At 57.8% G+C, this 17,518-nt stretch carries 18 protein-coding genes and 1 pseudogene; 10 read left to right on the top strand and 9 right to left on the bottom strand.

What is annotated here, in order from left to right; all coding sequences use genetic code 11:
- Positions 1-223 precede the first annotated feature (223 nt).
- The 3 genes from GHK24_RS05870 to mobF are packed head-to-tail and all read left to right on the top strand — an operon-like array spanning position 224 to position 5,841.
- The gene (locus tag GHK24_RS05870) at positions 224-556 is read left to right on the top strand and encodes a hypothetical protein (protein WP_153470496.1); all 333 of its coding nucleotides are present in this window, start codon (positions 224-226) and stop codon (positions 554-556) included.
- Positions 557-2,449: a type IV secretion system DNA-binding domain-containing protein gene (locus GHK24_RS05875; RefSeq protein ID WP_153470499.1), complete on the top strand. Its 1,893-nt coding sequence runs from the start codon at positions 557-559 to the stop codon at positions 2,447-2,449.
- A gap of 8 nt (positions 2,450-2,457) precedes the next feature.
- Positions 2,458-5,841 (top strand): MobF family relaxase, encoded by a 3,384-nt coding sequence (gene mobF, locus GHK24_RS05880; RefSeq protein WP_153470502.1) that lies wholly within the window; start codon positions 2,458-2,460, stop codon positions 5,839-5,841.
- 177 nt (positions 5,842-6,018) lie between these two features.
- On the opposite strand, the pseudogene GHK24_RS13595 reads toward mobF, so the two are convergent.
- The 6 genes and pseudogenes from GHK24_RS13595 to GHK24_RS13965 all read right to left on the bottom strand — a co-directional run.
- Positions 6,019-6,767 (bottom strand): annotated as a pseudogene (locus tag GHK24_RS13595) (IS3 family transposase); the annotation flags it as partial.
- 91 nt (positions 6,768-6,858) lie between these two features.
- Positions 6,859-8,358: a hypothetical protein gene (locus tag GHK24_RS05895; protein ID WP_153470513.1), complete on the bottom strand. Its 1,500-nt coding sequence runs from the start codon at positions 8,356-8,358 to the stop codon at positions 6,859-6,861.
- Entirely contained in the window at positions 8,355-8,954 is a 600-nt protein-coding gene (locus GHK24_RS05900; RefSeq protein ID WP_153470516.1) for a hypothetical protein, read from the bottom strand. The genes GHK24_RS05895 and GHK24_RS05900 overlap by 4 nt, the downstream gene beginning before the upstream one ends.
- A 14-nt stretch (positions 8,955-8,968) precedes the next feature.
- The gene (locus GHK24_RS05905; protein ID WP_153470519.1) at positions 8,969-9,517 is read right to left on the bottom strand and encodes a hypothetical protein; all 549 of its coding nucleotides are present in this window, start codon (positions 9,515-9,517) and stop codon (positions 8,969-8,971) included.
- Positions 9,514-10,041: a hypothetical protein gene (locus GHK24_RS05910; RefSeq protein WP_153470522.1), complete on the bottom strand. Its 528-nt coding sequence runs from the start codon at positions 10,039-10,041 to the stop codon at positions 9,514-9,516. The genes GHK24_RS05905 and GHK24_RS05910 overlap by 4 nt, the downstream gene beginning before the upstream one ends.
- 194 nt (positions 10,042-10,235) lie before the next feature.
- Positions 10,236-10,385 (bottom strand): DUF4113 domain-containing protein, encoded by a 150-nt coding sequence (locus GHK24_RS13965; protein WP_153470525.1) that lies wholly within the window; start codon positions 10,383-10,385, stop codon positions 10,236-10,238.
- Positions 10,386-10,561: 176 nt separating this feature from the next.
- Between GHK24_RS13965 and GHK24_RS05920 the strand changes: the two genes are divergently transcribed.
- The 7 genes from GHK24_RS05920 to GHK24_RS05950 all read left to right on the top strand — a co-directional run bounded on the left by GHK24_RS05920 (position 10,562) and on the right by GHK24_RS05950 (position 15,083).
- Positions 10,562-10,891: a hypothetical protein gene (locus GHK24_RS05920; RefSeq protein WP_153470528.1), complete on the top strand. Its 330-nt coding sequence runs from the start codon at positions 10,562-10,564 to the stop codon at positions 10,889-10,891.
- Positions 10,888-11,766: a hypothetical protein gene (locus tag GHK24_RS05925; RefSeq protein WP_153470531.1), complete on the top strand. Its 879-nt coding sequence runs from the start codon at positions 10,888-10,890 to the stop codon at positions 11,764-11,766. Before GHK24_RS05920 ends, GHK24_RS05925 begins: the two co-directional genes overlap by 4 nt.
- 87 nt (positions 11,767-11,853) lie before the next feature.
- Positions 11,854-12,486, top strand: coding sequence for a hypothetical protein (locus GHK24_RS05930; protein WP_153470534.1), 633 nt, complete (start codon positions 11,854-11,856; stop codon positions 12,484-12,486).
- A gap of 18 nt (positions 12,487-12,504) precedes the next feature.
- Positions 12,505-12,915, top strand: a complete 411-nt coding sequence (locus GHK24_RS05935) for a hypothetical protein (protein ID WP_153470537.1) — start codon at positions 12,505-12,507, stop codon at positions 12,913-12,915.
- Entirely contained in the window at positions 12,912-13,730 is an 819-nt protein-coding gene (locus GHK24_RS05940; RefSeq protein WP_153470540.1) for a hypothetical protein, read from the top strand. Before GHK24_RS05935 ends, GHK24_RS05940 begins: the two co-directional genes overlap by 4 nt.
- Positions 13,727-14,317 (top strand): hypothetical protein, encoded by a 591-nt coding sequence (locus GHK24_RS05945; RefSeq protein ID WP_153470543.1) that lies wholly within the window; start codon positions 13,727-13,729, stop codon positions 14,315-14,317. Before GHK24_RS05940 ends, GHK24_RS05945 begins: the two co-directional genes overlap by 4 nt.
- On the top strand, positions 14,256-15,083 hold the full coding sequence (locus tag GHK24_RS05950; RefSeq protein WP_153470546.1) for a hypothetical protein: 828 nt from the start codon (positions 14,256-14,258) through the stop codon (positions 15,081-15,083). The genes GHK24_RS05945 and GHK24_RS05950 overlap by 62 nt, the downstream gene beginning before the upstream one ends.
- A 245-nt stretch (positions 15,084-15,328) precedes the next feature.
- Here GHK24_RS05950 and GHK24_RS13790 read toward each other — a convergent pair whose 3' ends face one another.
- The 3 genes from GHK24_RS13790 to GHK24_RS13795 form a co-directional block, all read right to left on the bottom strand.
- Positions 15,329-15,451, bottom strand: a complete 123-nt coding sequence (locus GHK24_RS13790) for a hypothetical protein (RefSeq protein WP_277986408.1) — start codon at positions 15,449-15,451, stop codon at positions 15,329-15,331.
- Positions 15,452-15,944: 493 nt separating this feature from the next.
- Positions 15,945-16,367, bottom strand: coding sequence for a hypothetical protein (locus GHK24_RS05965; protein ID WP_153470556.1), 423 nt, complete (start codon positions 16,365-16,367; stop codon positions 15,945-15,947).
- Positions 16,330-17,334 (bottom strand): tetratricopeptide repeat protein, encoded by a 1,005-nt coding sequence (locus GHK24_RS13795; RefSeq protein ID WP_153470559.1) that lies wholly within the window; start codon positions 17,332-17,334, stop codon positions 16,330-16,332. Before GHK24_RS13795 ends, GHK24_RS05965 begins: the two co-directional genes overlap by 38 nt.
- Positions 17,335-17,518 lie beyond the last annotated feature (184 nt).

Raw genomic sequence — 17,518 nt, forward strand, 5'->3', positions numbered from 1 at the left:
GCTGGCACCGCGCGGGGCCTGCAGTGCTCTGGTTTTCGCCTGTTTACAGGGAGGCGTCTAGATGTAAACAACCAGTGCGGAACAGGAGGGGCGGTCCTGATCCTGTGGCTGTATTCGCTGTTTACATGCGCGAAGCAAAATAGCCGGGTTTGGGCGGCGAATTTGGGTGCTTTTGAGGTGGCGAGAAACTTGTCGTGTCTTCACTCAACAAGGGGAAAGCACCGTGTCTTCAGCGTCAAAAGTTCTCTCAATTCGACTCGCCGAGGACGAGTTCGTCGGCTTAACCCGTGCTGCGACTGAAGCCGGAATACCGTTGTCCGGATTCGCCAAACTTGCGCTGGCGCGTGGGCTGTCGATCGATGCCGCCGTGACTCTGTTGCTGGAATCGCAGCAGCGGATCGAATCGATCGTCGTTGAATCTCTGCTCAGGCAGACCGTGGCGATTGCGATCGCACGCGGCGCTCTTCCCACGGAGGCCGAAGCTGTAGCGAGCAGATCGGTAGCCGACTACTTGCATTCCCTCTCGCCGCTCCCGGAAGAAGTGGAGGGCGTCTAAATGGCTCTGCGAAACCGAGGTGTGTTGGCGGACTGGACGCGCGGGAGCGACATCTCTTATCACCGCCTGCAAATGGCAGCGAAGAACATGGGGGCGAACTTCATCGTTGCCGGCCTCGCCGGTTTCGTCTTTTTTGTGGCGGTTTTTTTCGCGCTGACCTCGCCCGTCGAACGCAATCTGATTCTTAAGAACCGGGCGGCCACCGCATTTGATGTGGCCGGAATGGGCAGCACGGTGAAACTCGATTTGACTGCGGGCGGGGTTGACGTGAGGCGACTCCGTGCCAGCGAAGTTGCGGACGTAACCCGAGGGTTGTGGGAGAAGGTTGGTCGCTGGAAGTTGCTCGCCTCATTTTTGCCCGGCGCGTTCCTTTCTTTCTTCCTGTTCCGTCTACTGATGCGGCGTCAGTTGCGCGCAGGAGAAGAGTCCGCGAGCGACGAATTTTTGCGAGGACAGCGACTCGTTCCCGTCAATGAGTTGAAGGAACAACTCCTTAAGCAGCCGATTCGAATCGAGCAGGACGGTCAGCCTCCGCTGTATGTCACTCCCGAACCAAGCCATCTTCAGATCGGTGGCGTGACGATTCCAAAGCAACTCGTTGGCCGAAATATTTTGCTGACTGGCGCGATGGGCGTCGGCAAGTCGCAAGCCATGCTGCACTTGCTGGATGCGCAGCGACGTATCGGCATGAAGACGGTGGTGTACGACAAGACCGGGGAGTTCACCGAGTTCTTTTACCGTCCCGGCCAGGATTTTTTGCTTAACCCGCTCGATCAGCGCTGCGCGCCATGGTCGCCGTTCGCTGAACTGAAGAACAAGTACGACTTCGAGTTGTTAGGTTCGATGTTCGTCCCTGATCGCGCCAACGATCCTAACCCGATGTGGCAAAACTCCGCTCGGACGCTGTTCGCGGACTTGATGCGGATTGCGGCTGATGGCCCGATTAGCGGCAGGAGTTTGAGAGCGGTTCACCGCACTATCGCCCTTGCCTCGCTCACAGAACTCGCGAAACTTGTGCAGAAACATGGCCTTTCGTCGGCGGCGCAGCTGAATCCTGAAAACCCGGAGGGATCGGAGAGCATCCGACTTTCGCTCGGCGACGCGGTGAAGTTTTTCCCTTACATGCCCGATGTAAGCGCGGATGCCTCGTTTTCGATTCGCGACTGGGTGTCGCAGCCCGGTGATTCGTGGCTGTTCATCACCTCGGCTGCCGACATGCACGAAACGCTGCGGCCTTTCATTTCGCTGTGGTGCGAACTCGCTCTTTTTGGCGCGATGGAGGGGCGTCCCGACCATACCTCACTTCGACTGGGTGTATTCCTCGACGAACTCGCGTCCCTCCAGCGGATGAAAGCTCTGGAAGCCGCACTGACCGAAGGTCGCAAATTTGGGATTTATTCTGCGCTGGGTTTGCAGAGCATCCCTCACCTGGAAGAGCGCTACGGCAAAGAGATGGCGCAGGTTCTTCTGAACGGCGTGCAGACAAAACTTGTAATGCGTGCGGCTGATGATCAGACCGCGAATCGTTCTGCAGACATGCTCGGTAAAGAGGAGGTCGCAGAGCGCGATGAGGGCACCTCCTACGGCGTTGAACTCAACCGCGATGGCGCGTCGATCCAGACCAAGCGCGCCGAGCGCCGCTTGGTGACCCCTTCGCAGATCATGGTGTTGCCCGATTTTGCGGGCTATCTGAAAGTCGCTGGCGACTCTCCGATCGCTCGCGTCGTGGTTCCGTTCAAGAAGCGGGATGTTGTCGCGCCGTCTTTTGTCCGGCGAGATGACCTCGTGATCAAGCCGCTAGCTTCGCCGTCCTCCGATCATCCCTCGCCCACTGATTCCACCTCATCCCCTAGCGATGACGACAAGTGGGATTCCGGCCTCTCATTTCTGTGAGGAGAGCAATGATCTCCTGCAAAACAATCACGAGCAGCGCGGGCGCGGTGGCCTATCACATCGAAAAAAACGGCCAGCAGCAGGCGAACGATCCGCGTGCTGAGTATTACAACAAAGATGGCGTGCGCACATCGTGGGGCGGCGAAGGTTCTGCACTGCACGGGCTGGGAATCGGAGCTGCCGTCATGCCCGATGATCTCGCGAGTGTTCTCAACGGTCAGGTGGTGGACATCAACGGCCCCAAGGCGGGCATTGCGCGTGAGCTCGGGCGTATGCGGGGAGGTGAACGCGATCACCGGGCGGGTATCGACTTCACGTTCAGCGCCCCCAAGTCGGTATCCATCGCCAGCGAGATTTTTGATGCCACGGCCGTCCGAGCGGCACACGAGCAAGCTGTCGACGCTGCGCTGGGCTTCTTGGAAAAACATGGCTCGCAAGCTCGCATCAACGGAGCGATGGTTCGCACCGGCAATCTCTGCTACGCGAAGATAGAGCATTCCATCTCGCGCGAGCTCGATCCCCAGACCCATACCCATGTTCTGATTTCAAACAGTACGTGCCACAAAGGTGTCTGGTATTCGTTGAGCAATGAGCGTCTGCTTGATCTGCGCAAGACTGCGGATTCGTTTTACAAAAACGAGCTCGCTCACCTGTTGCAGAGGTCCGGGTACAAGCTCGACTTCGACGGAAAGGGCGGCTTCGAGATTGCCGGAATCTCAAAGCACCAGCTCGAAGAATTCTCGATCCGTAGTAGGCAGATCGATGCCGCACTGCGCAGTAAAGGGCTCGATCCTGCAACGGCAAGTTTCAGCGCGCGGCAAGCGGCCTGTCTTGAAACCCGTGCTGGCAAGAACGCGCCTGATAGTGCCGTTGCTCAACGTGAGCAGTGGCAACTTCGCGCGGCTGACGCGGGAATCAGGGCGCCAACGCCATCGCGATTTGCCGCCGCAGAGGGGGCGCCTTTTGCGGGCCACGATGCCGTTGAATCAGCCATTCGGCACCTGTCCGAACGGGAAGCTGCGTTTTCAGTTAAAGACCTCTATCAGGCGGCTGCAAAAATGTCCTCGGGTAGAGCGATCTACTCTGATATCGAGACCGGAGTGAGTGTCGCCGTAAAACGGGGAGACTTGATCGTCCGCGCGGACGGTAAGTTCACAACACCGTCGTCGGTTGCCGACCAGAAGCTCATGATCGAACAGCTTCGCAAAGGCGCTGCCGCACACATGGCCGTTGTGTCTGTGGAGGACTTCAAGGAGGAACTCGCCCGCTGGCAATCGGCGAAGCGTCTTGCGACGGGGAATCCGAATTTTTGCCTGTCCGACGATCAGCGGAACGCCGCACAAGCAATTCTGACCGGCGCTGATCGCTTTTCCGGAGTCCAGGGACTGGCGGGGACGGGCAAGACGACAATGCTCGAATTCGTTAACGTCGCCGCGAAAAACGCCGGCTGGGAGGTGCGTGGGTTTTCGACTGGCACCGATCAGGCAGAGAAGCTTGCCCAGGAGAGTGGAATCAAATCGACAACGCTTTCCCGGCACTTGCTCGATGAGCGCCTCATTCGACACGATGCCGAACTTGCGAGGCGCGCGCTCACAACTGATCTTCGCGTGCGGAGGGGCGCCGTCGGCTTGAACATGCCGAAGAACGAGCGGCTGAAAGCAGGGCTGAAGAGTGGAGAGTTCAGGATTGCCACCGACAGTAGTCGTCGGGCGTTTGTGTTGGATAAGCACGGAAATGCGTGGACTCGTGGCCTGAGCGATCACGTGGTCCAGTCACATAGCCGCCGCAACCTTAGGCACCTCGGTCTGACGAAGCGCGACTACATCGTTGTTCGTGACAAAGGAATCTCCGGACTGCTCGGTGGCACATCTGTGCTCGTACGCGGAGGTACGCTCAAAAGTGAGTTGGCCGGCGCCGTCCGAGATGGCATTCGGAAATCGACTGGTGTCGATATGAAATTCCTTTCGCGCTACGAAGGATGGCGCAAAGCAGGGCTAATAGAGGGCATCAGTGCGCGCGGAAGCATGTGGGTTGAAGGGCGGCAGATTGCTTCCGCCGAGCGGCGAGCACTCAGTGATGCCGTAAAGCGTGCTGGCGGACATGCGCAGAAAAAAGAACTATGGATTCACGATGAGGCGTCTCAGGCCGGGCAACGTGCATTCAACGGCGTAGTCGACGCCACACAAGGCGCCGGCGTGAAGACGGTTTTTCTCGGTGACAGATTCCAGCATCAGGGCGTCGAGGCTGGGCGTGCATTCGAGGAGGCTCAAAAGCACATGCCGGTGGCCGAGCTTGGCGAAGGGTCGATTCGGCGCCAGGAGACACAGATCGCCAAGGAGGCGGTCAGCAAAGTCTTGCGAGGTGAGCACGGCGCGGCCCTCAAAGGCCTCGATACGTACGAGTACGCCACCGAGCAGAACGCAGTTCGTGAGAAGTGGGCAGACAAGGTAAAGGGCTGGGAAGCCACAGAGAAAGCTGCCAAGAAGCTTTCCGCCGTCGAAATCCGTGACCGCAGTCTATATCGGCTGGAGCTGGATGCCGCTGCTGCGATCGATAACCAAGGAGTGATTCGGCAGATCGGCAGTGAGTTTGCTACGTTGTCCGCCGCCGAGCGGAAGAGCACGATAATCGTGACGGCAACCAATGCGGATCGCCGCGCAATCAATGAGGCCGTTCGGAGCTGCCTCAAAGCCAGGGGCGTGCTAACGAGTGAGCACTCGTTCGATCTTTTGAGGCCGACAGATCGCAGCGCTGAGGAGTTGAAACACGCGGGGGCCTTCCAGAAGGGTGACGTGATCGAATTCAAGGGCCGGTATGCTCGTATTGGCGCGGAAAAGCGAGATCAGGCGACGGTTACGGCAACCAATCCAGCTCGCAACACGATTACCGTTCGCTTTGGAGATGGTCGCGAATCCACCTTTCAGCCGGCGATGGTTGCAGCTAAGGAGGTGTTCCATCGGGAGCGCGTTAGCCTGGCTACGGGCGACAGCGTGCGGTTCATGAAAAACGACGCCGAGTCAGGGATTCGAAAGGGGATGCGGGGCGAGGTGGTAAAGAGCGAGCCCGGTCGTTTGCGCGTGAAACTCGACGACGGCAGAACCATCGACGTCGACACCAGCAAGTATCGTCACGTCGATCACGGCTACGTTTGGACCAGCTACGCTTCGCAGGGCCAATCAGTGCTCAGGGTGTTCCTTCACCACAATACGGCGGCGGGGAGGCACGGCGACCGCGAGACTTACGTAAACATCACTCGCGCGAAGAGGGCGATTCGCGTCTTCACCCAGAACCTCGCAAAAGCTGCGATACAGGCTGGCGCGAAATTGAACAAGACGGCGGCACTTGATGCGCCGGCACAGAAGTTGAAGCGCGCACAGGGTATGTGGATGTGAATACGTAGGACCTTCGCTTGCTAGCAGGGCGGTGAGAAACTGATGGCTTCCCCGAGCATAACGCCCTCCGCTCGTTTTTTTCGGCGCCGGAAGAACGGCGTCGCTCGCCGAAAGGCGCATGTTTTTCCGTTCAGCGCGCCGTCAGGCGCACTGAAGACGGATTTGTCCCTATACCGCTGCCAGCCGCCAGGCGAGCACGCGGCGCGTGGCCCAGTCGAGCACGGCGCTCAGATAGACGAAGCCCCTGCGCATCGGAATGTAGGTCGTATCCATTGCCCAGACCTGATTCGGACGGTTGATGACCAAGCCGCGCAGCAGGTAGGGGTAGATGCGGTGCGCCTGATTGCGCCGGCTGGTGTTGGCTTTCCGGTAGATGGCTTCGATGTCCAGCGTCTTCATCAGCGTGCCGACGTGCTTGCGCCCGACCGCGACGCCTTCCTGGATGAGCAGGTCGCGCAACATGCGCGCGCCGGCAAAAGGATGCTCTAGGTGCAGTTCGTCGATCCGCCGCGTGAGCCGCAGGTCGCTCTCGGGCGTCGGCTGCGGCCGGTAATAGACCGATGAGCGGGAAAGATCGAGCAGTTGCACCTGCCTGACGACCGCCAGATCGTGCGCCTTGTCGATCATCGCTTTGCGCTCGCATCGCCGATGCGACCGAGCGCGCCGGCCAAAAAATCGATCTCCAGCGCCTGCTGGCCGATCTTGGCATGCCGGTCCTTCAGGTCCGGCGTCGCCTCCTTCTTCTCGGCGGCCGAGGCAAAGACGCCGGAAGCGTTCTCCAGCAAAGCGTCTTCCACTGCGTGATCTGATTCGGATGAACGTCGAACTTCTCCGCTAACGCGGCCAGCGTCTGGTCACCGCTTGAGGGCGGCGATGGCCACCTTGGCCTTGAAGGCCGCTGTGTGGTTGCGACGGGGTCTTCTCATTCCTTCTGCTCCTTGGCAGGCGACTCGCGTCGCCCATTGAAGCAGAAACTCCACTTGTCCGGCTGTTCAGTTTCGCGGCGCCACCTCTCCATCAGGATGAGGAAGTTTTGATGCTTGGCTGTCGTTTTCGCCAAGGCAGTGCCAGCAAGCCTGGTCGATGAGTCTTGCGTCGTACAGCAAAGTCCTCTAACCGCTGCGCTCCAGTTCTACGCAGCTGAATTTTGATCAGCAATTGGCTAACGGCACCCGACAAAAGCCCAACTCCAAGTGCGGCTACCATTGCCATGAAATATGAGTCCAGTAGCACAAAGTGGACCATGGTTACCCCTACGACCAATAGCGCAATCGTCCAAGCTGCCCGCTGGGTTTCCCCGTTTATGGTCGAGGTAAGGCGTTCCATGCTGCTGACAGCGCTATGCAGGTACTCAGGAGACAGCGATTTTGCAAGTCTGTCGGCAATATCGTTGTAGTCGTCGTGACTATTGCCAAACGAAGGCGCGTACTCGATTGCCATTTGGTGGACTTCCGACTCCATAAACAGGCGACCAATTTTCTGTGCATACAACATTGCCGGCATATCAAACCAGCGAATCCGTGAAAGCGCGTTTTGCAGGCAAGCCAAGTCTGGCCGCACGAGATTCTCGATGAGACAGCCGGCATCAGAAACTAGGCACTTCTCGCCAAATACAACCATTTTACCGGAATTGCCATTAATAGATACAATGGCCCTAAAAAAGGGACAGGCGAACGAAACTTGCTCAAGTATTTGCTGCAGTTCCTCTCTTGTTTCGATATTCCGACTGCTAATGCTTGCCAAATACTCATCTATAGTTGGCAGGTGCGCGCGCACGCTAAGCGCGTAATCGACATCTCGATCATCTGTACTTGCCTCGCAGATCGAATATCTGGAGTTCACGACATAGGCTGGGGTTGCGGTATCAGTTAGTTCGCTGTGACCTTTACACGTGCTGCAAGTGACCTCACCACTTCCACCACAGTTGGAACATGTTGTGTGCCCACTCCCCATGCACCAAGTGCAAGTTTCACTGTGCGTTGTTGATGTGGAGTTTCCTCGGTGATCCGTTTCCCAATGTGTCTCTGAGGTGCTTCCCATGCCGCCGCAATGGCTGCACGTATGGTTGCCGCTTCCATGGCAAGAGTCGCAGGTAACATTGCCGGCGCCCGAGCATGTCGGGCAGGTGTAGGTGAAGTAGACGCTACGCTGATACGAGCCATAATTCGTGTCATCGATATATTGGCCATAATGCCCATCTAGGATATTTTTAGCTAAATTACTTATAACGTCGTGGTTTCCAGTTGCTTCTGTGCGCAATGATTCGGAAAGCGTCTTATATTCGGCACCTGATGCTGCAACCAAGTCATCCGAGGAGTGTTGCACTCTTCCAGCTGTTGTATTTTCTGCCAAGCTGCATCTGATTTTGTGCAGGACTTCGACACGAAAACTGACATCCGAGCACTGAATTTCACTGAATCGCAGATCTTCTGCAATAAAGCGGGTTGACCTCTCTACGAAATCTAAAACTTCCTTTGCCGCTGAGTCAGCGTAATTAGCCGCCAGTGTGGAAGTCATCGCCGCAACAAGGATTCATGTGCGGCCTTGCCAGCAGCACTTCTGTCGTCATCTGGGGGGCTGTATGAAGACCTAATTTTATCAATCGAAAACTGCGCCAACTGGGATGCGGAAATCCGCCTCTCTTCCGAGTGGTAATTCATTGCCATCGGGATCAGGCCTAACACTGTGTGAATTACTTCGGCCTCGGGGTAAAGGAGATGGCAGACATTGTGGTAGCGTAGAACGCATGCTGTGGGTTTCTTGTAAGTCTGCGCCACAGCGTACCCAGCGATCAGGCACTGCAGCATGTCCTTTAGGCGGATACTTTGTCGCCAGTCAGCACGGTTATGCGATTTGCCACCGACTGATTTGTATTCTACCGATATCAAGCCATCCCCATGTTCAAAAACCGCATCGGGCTGGGCCACGATTTTGTCGCAATAGAAGTTCTGCCGGTCGCTTTCCGTGAACAATGTTTTCGGCCTCGCTGCAGCCAAGAATGGCAGCGCCCTCTTTGCCAGAACGGATTCGTCCTTAACAGCATCACCATCAAAAAAATATGCCTTCACTTCAATTCCGTATAGCGTTGTCTGATCATGCCAATTGATGAGCATTCATTTTTCCAGCGTCAGAAAACGCTTTTCTTCGAGGCCGCTTCTTTTTCTGCTGCTCGCTTATCCGCGTCTTTGATGATCCGGCCAAGCCGTGCCTCCTCTGTCACGTTCACATAACTGAGAAAGCGACTTCCGCTAAATTCTTTGGTATAGATCAGGTCCATGCGGTTGTCGAAAGCCCAACGGTACTTACCATCATCAATATATTCACCGTCGAAGTCGCCCCTGCCACCAGAAGGTTGCCCGTATTTTGAAACTAGCATTTTTCGCATGCGTTCTTCTTGATTCTTGCCAAAACGAAAGCTATATTGAGCCATGACCAGTTTTTTTTCCAGATAAACAACTTCTAATTGCGTCGCACCAGGGAGCCCAATTGATCTAGCATCGTACTGGTCAATATCGCGCGAAGACGATTTCAGCTTGCCCCCTGCGTTGGCAATGGCACTCTGAATATCCTCCCTGCTGGCTGTACTCAGAGGAATTTCGAACAGAGTTAATTCAGCAGCTAAGGTGACGGCGCTATTCAGTACCAGGACAGCCAAGATAATGTATTTACGCATCATATTCTTCCTTTAAGGCTTCGGTATTTGTTGATATCAACATCCGACTCCGCAGCGGGGGGCGATATATCGGTGAAGCTCTCACTGGCAGGAGGCGCTGGTCTGTTACTGCTTGTGCTGTGTTCTTTTTTTACCAGTTTTTTCTTCAGGACAGGTTCATCCGCCAGATGTTGAGGCGCAGCTGATTCTGCTAGATTTGACTGGGGATCTTTTTCGACTGCTGGGGTGTTAGAAATTGCTGGCTTGCTGATATTTTCAGAGGAAGGTTGCGCCGGTGTGGTTGATGGCGAAGATAAAAATATTTTTTCGACAGAACTGACAATTGCTTTCCCTGGCGACGTCAATGCTCCTGCTGCAACGACCCCAGCGAGAATCAGGAATGTTTTTGTACGTCCGCTTTTCGGTGGGGCCGGATATCCGACGGGGCTAACATGGGCTGGTTTTAGCGTGCTAGGTTGCGCGTACGGTCTACCAATGACCCCGTGTTCAGTCAAATCCTGGGCGATACCGATCCATTCGCGGCTCATGTCTCACATTGTTGTCAGTTAAATATGGAAGCGCGCCCATTTTGCCGTCGGCATGCAGAGCCAGTGTGCGAGCCAAGCAATCCAGCCTGCTGGCATCGGGCACGTCCGAAATAATACAACTAATGCCAATGGGGTTGGGCAACCGATTCGTGTTTGGTGGCTATCAGTTTGTCAGCTTCTCTCGCACTCACCCCTCACACGCACCAAATCCCCCCCCACCGGGTCGAATAGCACGGCGACTTCCGCCCCTGCCGCATCTGCCATACACCCTGGCTTGCCGTTGAAGCGCCTGTCTTCAAGGTGCCTCGCCCGAACTTCCCATTCACCCGATCCAAGGCCGCCATCAGCGCCGCCGACCGGCCGGATGCGCGAACGGCTGCAAAAGCCGAGAATGAGTCGGACCGGGATTCTCAGCCGCCACTGAATAGCTAACGCTAGTTCACGTAACCCCTTTGCTCGATTTGGGTGCTTCCAGGAGTTGGACACAATCAACGTGTGTTCAACAACCACGGAGGTATCAATGAAACCACTCTTCACCGGCATCTTGCTCACTACGCCGGTCCTTGGCCTGCTCATCTTCTTGGCGATACAGGGCAGGGAAGACGTACGGCTTGACGTTGATGTGCGGCAGGCCGAGCAGCGCGTGGACGACGCAAGGTTCGACTACGGCTTTGCGTCCGCGTGGAATTCCCCCGGCGGCAAGGTTCTCGCTCCTTCCCCGGAAGACATAAAGCGCCTACAGGCTGAAGCGGATCAGGCTAAACAGGCGCGCAAAGCGTCCGCTGAACTCAGCAAGGAAGACCTCGCGGCAATGCGCAGTGCCGTCGAAGAAGCGGGGGCCGCGAAATGACCGCCCGTTTCTTTCTCACGGCCGCAGCGCTCGTCGCCGTTGCGCCGCTCGCGCTCGCGATTGAACCGGGGGGCGGTGCTGCGGTGAGCACGGATGGCAGCACTTCGCTGAAAGGCGGTGCAACGTCGGCGACTGATCGCAGCAGTTCGTTGGACCTCAAAAAGTCGACCGGTAGCGAGCAGCGGCTCGGTGTTGAGTCGCGCACAGATGTCGGCGCGAATGCTGAGGCATCGACAGAAATTGGGGGCGCGAATTGGGTAGTCAGCGCACTCGCAAGTCATGCCGAGCCCCCCTTACGGGAGTGCGTTGGCAAGGCGACTCGATTCTTCGGAGACACTTCTTCTGGCGGTTGGGAGGCGGCATTTGACGACCGGCGCTACGCCGATCCTGCGATCTGCGCCATCGCGCTCAATGAAGCCGCTTCGCGCCTCCTTCCTCGCCTGAGAAAGCCCGGACTGTTGCCAATGCCGGATTCCCCGGCGGCACGTTCTCTCGTTGCGCTTCCCGTCGGCGATGCGGCCCGAATCATTCATCTTGCCGAGCAGGCCGTCGGCGAGGGGCGCTTTTTCGTCGACTACGGGAAGGGAGGGGGGATGACCTGGGTGAGTGGCCCCCTGACCTTTACGTCGCAAAACGGTGCCGTCAGCGTCAGCCGCAACGGTCGTCCATTCTTCGATGCTGATCACATAGACGGCCGCCGTTACATTTTCCGTACGGCGGCTACGTCTGGCAGAACGGTCAGTTCGACGGCGGCGGCATCTTCGATGGCAAGCGAAAGCCGCGACGCGACACTCTCTCGTAAGCGAGACGTACGCAAGGAAATCAGCAATGACGTTTCGGTGACGGGCTCCAGCTCACTGAGCGCAGGGAAGTAGGGCTCTTAACTCCCCCGTAGCGTTTTTTTTCGCTATCGGGGTGACATGCCTATGTAGGACAAAAAACCATCTTTTGGAGAAAGAACAATGCAGATCACCGTTAAAGGCGTCGCGATTGCCTGCATCTTCGGCGCCGCCGTCTTGCTCGACCTTTCACTGCAGAAGGCCTTTGCGGCCGAGCCCCCGTCACAGCAGCAGATCGCGGCGATTGTTAAACAGTTTGCTGACGCGGCTCGGGGGCAAGGTTTGCATAGCCCTGCTTTTCGCCGCGAGGTGGCTGGTGCCGTGACGTTGAGTGCCGCAGCAGATGGGTCACTGCGCATTACCTTGCCGGTATCGACCAATGGGGCTGTGCCACTCGTCGTCGCGCTCGAAGGAGTTGCCGAGAACACCTACGCCAACTATTGCAGGAATCTCGGTGGAAACAGCCAGGAACAGACGTTCGTCTGCATCGTGCCCTCCGGCGCTGCCGATCAGCATGGCGAGCAGTTGATTGGCGATGTGGTGTCGCAGGGCATGGGGCGAGCTATCCGGTTTGATCGCGTTGAAACAGGCACCTCGCGGCCGGCTGAGCTTGCGTGGAAGGTGGCGTGCGACCCTGATCCAGCCATGAGGACGGCCGCATTTCAGGATGCTGCGCACGAGCAAGGCGCTTTTTATGCGGCCTACCGCTTTCGGCTCAACGAGATTCGTGCGCGCGGTTGCGAACAGAAATCCTAAACACGGAAAGGAATGAACATGAAAGACGTATGGGAAGTCATGTGGTGCGCGAACGGGGGCGAAACGGAATTCGAAGAGGCATTACCGGAGGAGCGAATGATCACTTTTCAGCAGCCGTCACAGGGCGCCATTGTGGCGGTTCGGCCGGATTTGGTAACAGACCTGTCGATTATTTGCCAACCGTCGGAAGACGGGGCGGTTCGTGTGGAGATCGTGGGGGACGTAGTGATTTGTCTGCGCCTTGCCGGGCTGTCGGTTGCCGTGGGCGTAGCTAACGCGCTTGGCCTAAAGACAATCGAGTTCGTGATGCTCGATGCATCGTGGTCGATGACGATTGATCTGACCCACGACACGCATCTGCAGGTCGCCGAGATCGAGCGGCGAATCGCGGAGGCCACTCACTCGAAATTACAAGGGAGAAAAAAATGAAGATTAGTTCAGTAGTAATTTGTGTGGGGGTATCGGTTGCGCTGGCGGGGTGCGCCAGCACGATGCAGTCAATGTTTAATTTGCCTGCCGACCTCAGCGAGTCCGAGGCGAAAATGATCACCGACCAGGTGATGAGTGGCACCGGCAAGGTGCGGCTCGATGAGCGTACGCTCGCCGCGTTCGGCGGAATTCCGCCCGGTCAGGCGGTACCCCGGCTCGCAAAGCTAAAGCTCGACGGAAGGCTTATCGAGCAAACGCGTCGCACCGGCGTCTGTCGCCGAATTGGCGATGAAGCAAATAGGGCCGGCATTGACCCTCTTTCGTCCCTTAATGCTTCTCGCCATACCCTGTTCGATGCGACCGCTGATGGGTTGATTGAGCGTGCGGTGGGGGTTGTCAGCGATTCTGGCTGCGTGAAGGTTGTTCGGATGTATTCGGCGCTGCTGGGCGCAAACCGTGACATACGTGAGAGTCAGAGCAATCTTCGTGGATACAACGGCGACAGCTCGCGTTATTTTGCGAAAGCGCTGGTCGGCTACCAGATGTACCGCGACTTGGCTCTCGCCGATAGCAAGCGGGTTGCGGAGCTGGTTGCTGCACCGACCCACGAAGCGATGAGCGCGGCGTGGAGAAAGATCGACCACCTGGAAACGTGTGAGCTTCTGCGATCATCGGCGCACAGTCAGCAAGCCGGACTGCTGCTGAAATCGAGCCAATTCAAGCAGACAGTGTGGTCCGCGCCGCATTACGACATGTTTTGCGAGCTGAGCGGCGTGAATGACATGTTCCGTGCGGCCGGAGTGGACCTGCCATGAAGTCGTTGTTAACGTCGTCTTCGGCGGCGGTGCTGATGTCTGCGCTTCTTGCCGGTTGCTCGGGCTTATCGGAAGACCTTGAAACGTTCCGCCGCATTGCCTCTCCTCCGGGCCCTGCGAACACCTTCGAAGCCGCGAAGGCAAAAAACGACAAGTGGGCGTGCTCGCACGCTGGCAATTGTGAGCGGGTCGAACACCCATGGTCGCGTGCGATTGAGCGCTTTGCGAAAGACTTTTATGGGCCGGCAATCGACCGCTTTCGCGCAACGCACGATGAGGACAGCTTCGATGTCGCAGAAGCTAATCGGCTGGCGTGGCAGACGCAGCCGGCGGAGTACGAAAGGGCGTTGGCGGCGGCGCAGTCAGATTGCCAATATCTGATTGATGAAATCAGGCGGCGCAGTTTTCGCGAGTTCGCAACTCTCATGGACCCGTCGCGCCCCTCGGTGCGAACGCCGCCGAGGCCGTCGATTTGCTCCGATATCTCTCATATCACTATCAATGCAAAGCACTGGAGTGTCCCAAATGGCGAATCGAGCCCTATTTCCGGCGACCTTGGTTCTGATCGCGCTCTGCTGCGCCGCTAACGCCTCCGCGCAAGGGGTGGCGATCAACGTGGAAAAGTCGCTGTCCTCGACCACGCCACTCGTGACTCTGCTGGGCGACGCGCTGACTGAGACCGCCAGCAGCAGTGCCGCTACCTGTGGCCGGTTGCTCAGCATGCCCGTGGTTGAGTTTCCGCGTGAAGTGGCGATTGGGAAGGATGGGCGACCTTCAGAAGACGCGGGAGCTGTACGCAAAATTGCTGGGCAGATGGGGCTTTGCGCGCTGGCGGCCTCGTACCTATCGCCGGCGTTATTCGACTATTTGTCTTCACGACCAACAATGCGCTACGGCGATGCCGTCAAGGCGGCAGCGGTTTGGTTGGCTCCGCGTTGGCACCTGGCGGTTGAGCGTGTTGCGCTGGCGGCGGAGGTTCAGAGCGGTGAACGTGTTCTGGGAGAAGGCAGGAGCCTCGTGCGGGACGTTATCGTGTCTTCGCAGCTTGGCCGAGAGGCGAAGGAACTCACGCCGTCCGTTCAATTTGGTAGCGAGAAGGACGCGGCAGTGACCAAAGTCGACGAATTTGCTGTCGGAACGTGGGCGTCACCGATCGCGCGGCGAACGCGCACCATCGAGAGCTTCCGGGCATTTTTAGTAACCGGCGACGTGCTAGCCCTTGAGCACGGAAAGCTCAGCCTCTCCGGTCGAGGTGCGACGCTCTATGGTGAGGGCAAGCTCGCCGGGAATGAGTATGCGTTGTCGTTACGCGGCAGCGCGACGACATCAGTTGTCAGCGGCGGACAACGATGAGCGTTGCAAATCGTCGGCTCAACAACCAGAAGAAAGGGGTTTCTGTGAAAGCAATCGTATTCCTCACGTTTGCCGCTGTTTCAGGAGGTGCGTTCGCCGCCGATCCGGCGGAACTCGCAAAGCGGATTGTCTGCGATCCGAATCTGAGCGTTCAGCAGGCGGCAATCGACGAGGCAATGAAGGGAGGGGGCGAGTTTGTCCGCGCGGTTTATTACCACCAGGGGGAGCTTCGCCGACGAGGCTGTTCAGCGGCTGCGGGCGACGAGGTGAGGCGTCAGCGAATCGACGAAATTGACGCCGCTATCCGGCAGCAGCAGTAGCAGCAACTGTTGCAGTAGCAGCAGCATCAGCAGTAGACGCAGCGGCAACAGTGACGGTTACTGTTACTGCTGTTTTTTTTCGCAAACCGACTTCTATAAGACCTTGTTAATAAATGGGTTGTGGTCGTTTGGTGATAACGTTTGCTCACAGCAGCAACAGCAGCAACAGCAGCAACAGCAGCAACAGCAGCAACAGCAGCAACAGCAACAGCAACAGCAACAGTCGCGTCAACAACAGCGGCGGATGGGGGATGGTAGACCGTGCTTTGGCGCAGCGGAGAGGGCGGGCGATTCCTCATAGAGCGTGCTTCTGTGCGGGACGTCAGGGGCAAGTCACCCACGCGAACTTATAGGTGCCACTTTGCAGTAAGGAGTGATCTCCCTAATCTCCCCGAGCTGCGCAGTTCGCTCCAAGTTGTCGCTAGGTGGAAGCACCTCGGTCAGAGCCTCCTCTCATTGCACTGCTCGTGTGCGGCCTCGCTCGACCCGCTGTAGCAAGTCAAAAAATAGGAAGCAGCTATCTCCAGCTTCAGGCTCAATTTCAGCAGGAGCCGGAATCCCACTCCATCTGGTTGTTGAAGGGGTTGAACTTGGGCTTCGCCTGAAAGTGAATTTGCCGCCCGTTGTCGTAGGTACGGTAGCAGTCGCCATTGTTGCAACGGGTGTTACAACTCACCACGCCTGGCCGCTTGGCCGGGCGCGCCGGAAAGGGGCCGGCGTTGCCTTGCGGTGGCGCCTCGCCGGTCTGTGCTGATTTGCGCGCCGACTGTTGAGTGCCTGCCGTCTTAAGCCAGGCATCCAGCACTTTCATCGGTTTTCCCTGAGCCATCCTGCGCGTCAGTTCCTGGGCAGCCTCAATCTGCCTGCCATCCATCTCGTCCGCTAACGCCTTGCGATTACCGGTGGCTCGATTCGAGTCGGACGGGTCATTCGCCGCAGAAAGGTTGTAAAGAGCGTAAGCCACCACGACATTCGCTGGCACGCCCTGACCTCTTTTGTACATCCCCCCGAGGTTGTTTTGCGCCGTGGCATCCCCCCCGCTCGGCCGCCAGGCGGTACCAGCGCACGGCCTCCTTGTAGTCCTGCGCAACGCCTTGGCCGTTGGCGTACATCCCGCCGAGGTTGTTTTGCGCCGTGGCATCCCCCAGCTCGGCCGCCAGGCGGTACCAGCGCACGGCCTCCTTGTAGTCCTGCGCAACGCCTTGGCCGTCTCTGTACATCACGCCGAGGTTGTATTGCGCTGTGGCATCTCCCTGCTCGGCCGCCAGGCGGTACCAGCGCACGGCCTCCTTGTAGTCCTGCGCAACGCCTTGGCCGTTGGCGTACATCACGCCGAGGTTGTATTGCGCTGTGGCATCTCCCTGCTCGGCCGCCAGGCGGTACCAGCGCACGGCCTCCTTGTAGTCCTGCGCAACGCCTTGGCCGTTGTAGTAAATCACGCCGAGGCTGCGTTGCGCTGTGGCATCCCCCTGCTCGGCCGCCAGGCGGTACCAGCGCACGGCCTCCTTGTCGTCCTGCGCAACGCCCCAGCCGTTGGCGTACATCCAGCCGAGGTTGGTTTGCTCCGCGGCATCCCCCTGCTCGGCCGCCAGGCCGTACCAGCGCCCGGCCTCCTTGTAGTCCTGCGCAACGCCCCAGCCGGTGGCGTACATCCGGCCGAGGTTGTTTTGCGCCGAGGCATTTCCCTGCTCGGCCGCCAGGCGGTACCAGCGCACGGCCTCCTTGTTGTTCTGCGCAACGCCTTGGCCGTTGGCGTACATCCAGCCGAGGATGTTTTGCGCACGCGCGTCACCGCTTACTGCCACGGGGCGAAACTCCCGCAGCGCCGTCTTGAAATCGTTCTTTTCGTAAGCCGCCAGACCTTCGTCGTAGCCCGCGATGGCGCTCCCCGCCAGTACGGCCAGCAGTGCGGCCGCAATCCAGTTCTTCATGTGCTTTCCCTACGTTTCCACCCGCAATTGGGCTGTCAGCCCATAGCCTGCATATCCGGACATGCGAACTGAATGCTCGCCGCGTCTGGCGGTTTTTAATAACTTTCAGTTAATTTCCTAGTGCTTGCTGGCTTTCGGCCTCTGGGCATCCGACTCTTGGTCGGTAGCGGCGATTTTAGCCCAT

Origin of the sequence: Rhodocyclus gracilis (genome assembly GCF_009617575.1) — a bacterium.
Lineage (GTDB): Bacteria > Pseudomonadota > Gammaproteobacteria > Burkholderiales > Rhodocyclaceae > Rhodocyclus > Rhodocyclus gracilis.